Annotated in this window: 3 protein-coding genes and 2 rRNA genes; 4 read left to right on the top strand and 1 reads right to left on the bottom strand. The window is 57.0% G+C overall.

The genetic code is table 11. The features are described 5' to 3' along the window. Both rrf (EJA72_RS28160) and rrf (EJA72_RS28155) read left to right on the top strand, forming a co-directional pair. A 5S ribosomal RNA gene (gene rrf / locus EJA72_RS28160) occupies positions 1 to 97 on the top strand; the annotation flags it as partial. A gap of 106 nt (positions 98 to 203) precedes the next feature. Then, a 5S ribosomal RNA gene (rrf, locus tag EJA72_RS28155) occupies positions 204 to 319 on the top strand. Positions 320 to 451: 132 nt separating this feature from the next. Here rrf (EJA72_RS28155) and EJA72_RS28150 read toward each other — a convergent pair. After that, positions 452 to 1162, bottom strand: a complete 711-nt coding sequence (locus EJA72_RS28150; protein WP_178129618.1) for a GntR family transcriptional regulator — start codon at positions 1160 to 1162, stop codon at positions 452 to 454. A gap of 219 nt (positions 1163 to 1381) precedes the next feature. On the opposite strand from EJA72_RS28150, the gene lapG reads away from it, so the two are divergent. Further along, complete coding sequence (gene lapG / locus EJA72_RS28145) at positions 1382 to 2074, top strand: cysteine protease LapG (RefSeq protein ID WP_157715137.1); 693 nt, start codon at positions 1382 to 1384, stop codon at positions 2072 to 2074. Between the two features lie 14 nt (positions 2075 to 2088). Further along, positions 2089 to 4035 carry a cyclic di-GMP receptor LapD gene (gene lapD, locus EJA72_RS28140; RefSeq protein ID WP_157715136.1) on the top strand — a complete coding sequence of 649 codons (1947 nt, stop codon included), beginning with the start codon at positions 2089 to 2091 and terminating at the stop codon, positions 4033 to 4035. The last annotated feature ends 84 nt before the right edge of the window (positions 4036 to 4119 follow it).

Here is a 4119-nt window from a genome sequence, read left to right as displayed (position 1 = left end):
TGGAACCACCTGATCCCATCCCGAACTCAGCAGTGAAACGATGCATCGCCGATGGTAGTGTGGGGTTTCCCCATGTGAGAGTAGGTCATCGTCAAGATTAAATTCCGAAACCCCAATTGCGAAAGCAGTTGGGGTTTTGTTTTAGTAGAAGTCACCATTTTTTGCTGGCACGTTACTTCGGTAACGGGCAGGTCACAGAATTTCTTGACGACCATAGAGCATTGGAACCACCTGATCCCATCCCGAACTCAGCAGTGAAACGATGCATCGCCGATGGTAGTGTGGGGTTTCCCCATGTGAGAGTAGGTCATCGTCAAGATTGAATTCCGAAACCCCAATTGCGCAAGCAGTTGGGGTTTTGTCGTTTTGGGGTTCTATAAAAATTGTCTCAGCACATTGTTCATCGCGTCATCAGCAGTCATGACTGCTCGCTCAAGTGACCCACTGTGATTTATTTCGAGATTTTTTTGTTCAACGCTTCAGGGCTGGCAAGGTAGCGAGTGATGACCTCGACGCCACGGTTGAGGTGGTTTGCGAGCAGTTGCACAGAACCTTCAATGTCACGGTTTTCGGCGGCCAGCAACAACGCCCGGTGATCTTCCTGTGACAGCTTGCCAAGACCCATGGCTTCCAGGTTGAACCGCAGGAAGCGTTCTTCTTCGTTCAGCCCGTCTTCTATCAGCCTCAATAGCCGCTGATTGGGAGCTTTGCAGTACAGCGACATGTGGAACAGGCGATTGAGCCGGCCTATCTCGGCGTAATCCTGTTCTGTTTCCATCTCATCGATGTAGCGCGCTGCCTGTTGGAAATCCCTTGTATCGAGCAACGGAATCGACAGACGCAACGCTTCTGACTCCAACAGAATCCGTAACGCGTAGGTTTCCACGGCATCGCCTTGAACCAGTGGTGCGACTACCGCCCCCTTATGGGCAATCACGTTGAGCAGCGCCTGTGCTTCGAGCTGGCGCAAGGCTTCGCGGACGGGCATGCGGCTGACACCGAACAGATCGGCCAAATCCTGCTGGCGCAGCGCAGTGCCGCAGGGAATGCGCCCGTCGAGAATCGCCGAGCGCAATGTTTCTTCAATCACCGAGCGTGCCAGATGAGCGGGAATTGGCCCGTTGACCTTGATACTGTTCAGAGGATTGGGTTTCTGTGTCACAACAACGCACCCTGTTTTGACTGAAATAAATTTGGATCCAAGAGGACACTAGTGACTGGCCTGCAGGTTGTCAAACCCACCAAAATACGGCTTTGACGTTTTTATGACCCTCAACATACAAGTCTAGCGCGCGGCAAGTGATTGCATCGTGCCATTGTCTTTTGACCGGCTAACCTCCACCATCAACCGACTTCCATTCGTCTACCTGGATGCCTTGCATTGGCGGTACGTTTCGCGATCCCTCGGACTCTGCGCTGGCTAGGCTGCGCGCTGCTGCTGGCCGGCATCATGCTGGGCGGGCTGCATGCCGACTGGGATTTCTCCCTGATCAGCCGCCGGGCGCAGGCATTGTACGGGCCATTGGGCCCGGGGCAGCAGCGTATTGATGACTGGCAGCATCTGTTGACGACTCAAAAGCAAATCAGCGAGCTGGAACAGCTTGAAGTGGTCAATCAATTCTTCAACAAACAGCTGCGATACGAAGAAGACATCGACCTGTGGCATGAGGTCGATTACTGGGAGACGCCGATCGAAGCCCTGTGGAAAGGTGCCGGCGATTGCGAAGACTACGCCATCGCCAAGTATTTCAGCTTGCGGCATCTAGGCGTTTCCAGTGACAAGTTGCGCATTACTTACGTAAAGGCCTTGAGTTTGAATCGCGCGCACATGGTGCTGACGTATTACTCAAACCCTGAGGCCATGCCGCTGGTGCTCGATAGCCTGATCGACACGATCAAGCCCGCCAGCCAACGAGCCGATCTATTGCCGGTCTACTCTTTCAATGCCGAAGGGTTGTGGTTGCCCGGCGCCAAGGGCAACAAGAAGGTCGGGGACACCAAGCGGCTGTCTCGCTGGCAGGATGTGCTGAAAAAAATGCAGGCCGAAGGATTCCCGGTCGAGACGACTAATTAGGAGCACACGCTCAGATGTCTTTGTTCAAACAGCTGTTGATCGCAATCTGTCTGTTCCTGGTTGTCGCCTTCACTGGCAGCTTCATGGTCAGCCTGGAGAGTTCGCGTACTCAGTACGTCAACCAGTTGCGCTCGCATGCCCAGGATGCCGCGACGGCGCTCGCGTTGTCCCTCACGCCGAATATCGACGACCCGGCGATGGTAGAGCTACTTGTCAGCTCGATTTTCGACAGCGGTTATTACGCGAGCATTCGGGTGGTCGACCTGTCGAACGACAAGACCTTGGTCGAGCGCAGCGGTATTCCGGCGGTGAACAACGTTCCGGACTGGTTCGTCAACATGATCGGCCTTGAAGCGGCGGGCGGCGATGCGATCGTCAGTCGCGGCTGGGAGCAAGCTGCGCGAGTCGAGGTGGTCAGTCACCCAATGTTCGCTTTGGCCAAGCTTTGGCAGAGCGCTTTGGGCAGCCTCGGTTGGTTGTTGCTGTGTGGAGCGGTGAGTGCGGCGCTGGGCGCCCTGTTGCTGCGTCGGCAATTGAGACCGCTGGACTACATGGTTCAGCAATCCCACGCCATTGCTCGACGAGAGTTTCTCAGCCTGCCCGACCTGCCGCGCACTCCGGAATTGCGTCGTGTGGTGCAGGCGATGAATCAGATGGTCGAAAAGCTTAAAGCGCTGTTTCAGGAGCAGGCCGAGCGCAGTGAAAAACTGCGGGTCGAGTCCTATCAGGACACCTTGACCGGGTTGGCCAACCGGCGTTATTTCGAGATGCAATTGAACGCGCGCGTGAGTAACCCCGAGCAGGCCAGCTCGGGTTATCTGCTGTTGCTTAGGGTCAAGGACCTGGCCGGGCAGAACCAGCGCCTGGGCGGTCAACACACGGACAACTTGCTCAAGGCGGTGGGTGAACAGCTGTCCCGGACGTGTGCCCGTTACCCGGAAACCCTGAACCTTGTCACGCGGATTCGCGGCGGTGAATTTGCTGTACTGGCACCGGGGCTTGTACGCGAAGAAGCGCTGCAACTGGCGCAGAACCTCGACAGTGCCTTGGGCAGCCTGCATGCAACGGGGGCAACCGATGTGGCCTCGGTCGCCTCAATCGGGCTGGCGCCGTTCGTTCATGGCGACTCACCCCAAGCGGTGATCGGGCTGGCGGATCAAGCATTGGCCCAGGCCGAAGGCCAGGGCGATACGAACTGGGTCTGCCTGGATCACACGGCATCGGCCCGTGTTGGCGATGATCCTCATGCCTGGCACGGTTTGCTCGATCGGGCGTTGAATCAGCGTCGGTTCGAGTTGTTTTTCCAGCCGGTCGTGGCCAGCCAGGACACGCAACTGGTGCTTCATTACAAAGTGCTTTCGCGCTTGACCGACGATCAAGGCCAGAGCATCCCCGCCGGGCGTTTTCTGCCGTGGCTGGAGCGTTTTGGCTGGACGACGCGACTGGACCGCCTGATGCTGGAGCGTGTGCTTGAACAGATGGGCGGCCACCAAGAGTCGCTGGCGCTGAACCTGTCTTCGGCAACATTGGCCGACCCGCAGGCGCTGGATAAAATCTTCGACATTCTGCGTTCGCACTCCAGCCTGGGGCCGCGCCTGACCCTGGAAATCGGCGAGGAACAACTGCCGGAGCAAGCGGTGCTGGAAGCGCTGACGCGACGTCTGCGTGAGCTCGGGTTCTCCCTGAGCCTGCAACGTTTTGGTGGACGGTTCAGCATGATCGGCAATCTGGCTCGGCTCGGGCTGGCCTACCTGAAAATCGACGGCAGTTACATCCGCTCGATTGATCAGGAAAGCGACAAGCGTCTGTTCATCGAAGCAATCCAGCGTGCCGCCCACAGCATTGACTTGCCGTTGATTGCCGAGCGGGTCGAGACCGAAGGGGAGTTGTCGGTGATTCGTGAATTGGGAGTGTATGGGGTTCAGGGGCGGTTATTTGGAGAGCCCAAGCCTTGGGAGTGAGGCTTTGTATTTCTGGTGTCAGTCAGACTGCCATCGCGAGCAGGCTCGCTCCCACAGGGGAATGCATTCCAAATGTGGGAGCGA

Origin of the sequence: Pseudomonas sp. PB120, assembly GCF_009761815.1 — a bacterium.
GTDB lineage: Bacteria > Pseudomonadota > Gammaproteobacteria > Pseudomonadales > Pseudomonadaceae > Aquipseudomonas.
This window is presented reverse-complemented; position numbering and strand designations above follow the sequence as displayed.

Coding starts and splice junctions, on each gene's coding strand:
- lapD (WP_157715136.1), top strand. CDS start 2,089: ATGTCTTTGTTCAAACAGCTGTTGATCGCAATCTGTCTGTTCCTGGTT.